Annotated in this window: 2 protein-coding genes; one reads left to right on the forward strand and one right to left on the reverse strand. The window is 59.1% G+C overall.

Translation table 11 applies throughout. The annotated features are described in order from the left end of the window. Nucleotides 1-48: 48 nt before the first annotated feature. A complete protein-coding gene (locus MSIMFI_RS26325; RefSeq protein WP_224770459.1) occupies nucleotides 49-1,143 on the forward strand; it encodes a thioesterase domain-containing protein in 1,095 nt (364 codons plus the stop codon). Between the two features lie 122 nt (nucleotides 1,144-1,265). Here MSIMFI_RS26325 and MSIMFI_RS26330 read toward each other — a convergent pair. Next, nucleotides 1,266-1,803: acyl carrier protein (locus MSIMFI_RS26330; RefSeq protein WP_191499880.1), on the reverse strand; the 538-nt coding region annotated here is incomplete at its 5' end.

Raw genomic sequence — 1,803 nt, forward strand, 5'->3', positions numbered from 1 at the left:
CGAGCCCAGCTGGCGGAGCGGTTGCCGGGGTATATGGTGCCCGCGGCGGTGGTGGTGGTGGAGGCGTTGCCGTTGACGGTTAACGGCAAGCTTGATGTGCGGGCGTTGCCGGCGCCGGAGTATGGGCAGGCCGACCGGTATCGGGCGCCGTCGGGGCTGGTGGAAGAGATCCTGGCCGATAGTTTTGCGCAGGTGTTGGGAGTGGAGCGGGTGGGGGCTGAGGATTCGTTTTTCGATTTGGGTGGCGACAGCATTTTGGCGATGCGGGTGATCGCTGGGATCAACACAGCGTTGGATACCGACCTTCCGGTGCGGATCTTGTTGGAGGCGCCCACTGTGGCAAGCCTGAGCCAGCGGCTGGGCTCAGCAGACCGTTTCGAGGAAGTTGTGCCTATCGAGGTGCTCCAACAAGGTGACGGGGTTCCGCTATTCTGTCTACCTCCTGGCGGAGGACTCGCGTGGCCATATCGAAACCTGGCTCCGTACGTGGATTGCCCGATAATCGGCATTCAGCAAGTCCCGCAAAACAACGAGTCGGGTCCCGGATCGATCCGAGAAATGGCCAGGACATACGCAGACACCATTCAGAGGTTGCACCCTGACGGCCCATACAACCTTATCGGCTGGTCTTTTGGCGGCCTCGTCGCGCATGAGCTTGCCATTGAACTTCGTCGACGAGCATGTGTGGTTAACCGCCTGATAGTCCTGGATGCTCACGTCGACATTAAGGCCCCGGATGGCGACTTTATGGCAACCGAAAGCGATGTCCTTGAGGTCCTTTTGCGAGCCGCGGGGATTGACCCGGAACATTCTCTCCCTCTTAGCTATCGGCGGGCAGAAGAATTACTACGCCAGCACGAAGCGACGGAGTTTCCGCTCCCGTCAAAGCAGATGGTGAAAATCCTGGTCGAAAACAGCAATGCGAATGTATTACTCAGCTCACAACATGTACCAGGCGAATTTGATGGGGACATGACTATCTTCTCGGTTAGACGAGTTGATAGTTCAGCGCTTATGGCAAATTGGCGGCCGCACGTTGCCGGCGACATCACCGAATATGTTGTCGACTGCGAACATGATGAGATGCTGAACCCGGAATCCCTGAAATTGTACGGCGCGCGACTGGGCGCTCACCTACGTTGAACCCAAATCCGTGGGCTGTGACGTGCCAGGTGGTCTCTCGGCTGGTACGGCCGACCCCTTGACGGACAGACTTTCGCCGCCATCGAGCAGCTCGATGACGCCGAAATGTGGTCGCTAGCTGGTCACGACGTCAGGAAGCCTTCATTGTCCTCGTCGGATGTCAGGTTGACGTCCAACACCAGGTTGACGAGACCATCGAGGTCCATATCTTGCACGGAAATTTTGGTCTGTTCTTGGATGGTCCGTACTCCGCGATCAACCATTCCCAAGAGCAGGTCGAGGACGCCTTCCGCTCGAAGTCGTTTGACTGGGATGGATGCAACTAGACGCTGGATTTTGGCGTCCAATGTCTCGGCGGGGGGACTGCCGTTCTTGCCGCTCTGAGTGAGCTGGGTGAGCAGGTGATGGGCGATCGCGTTGGGGGTGGGGTGGTCGAAGACCAGGGTCGCGGGCAGAGTTAGTCCGGTGTGTTGGGTAAGGGTGTTGCGTAGTTCGAGGGCGGTTAGGGAGTCGATGCCGAGGTCGGTGAAGGGCCGGTCGGGGTCGAGGGTGGTCGGGTCGGGGTGTGCCAGCACGGTGGCGGTGGTGGTGGTGACGAGTGCGGTGAGTGTGGCTCGTTGTTGGTCGGGTGTTTGGGTGGCTAGTCGGGTGGTCAGGGTC

Origin of the sequence: Mycobacterium simulans, assembly GCF_900232995.1 — a bacterium.
Classification (GTDB): Bacteria; Actinomycetota; Actinomycetes; order Mycobacteriales; family Mycobacteriaceae; genus Mycobacterium; species Mycobacterium simulans.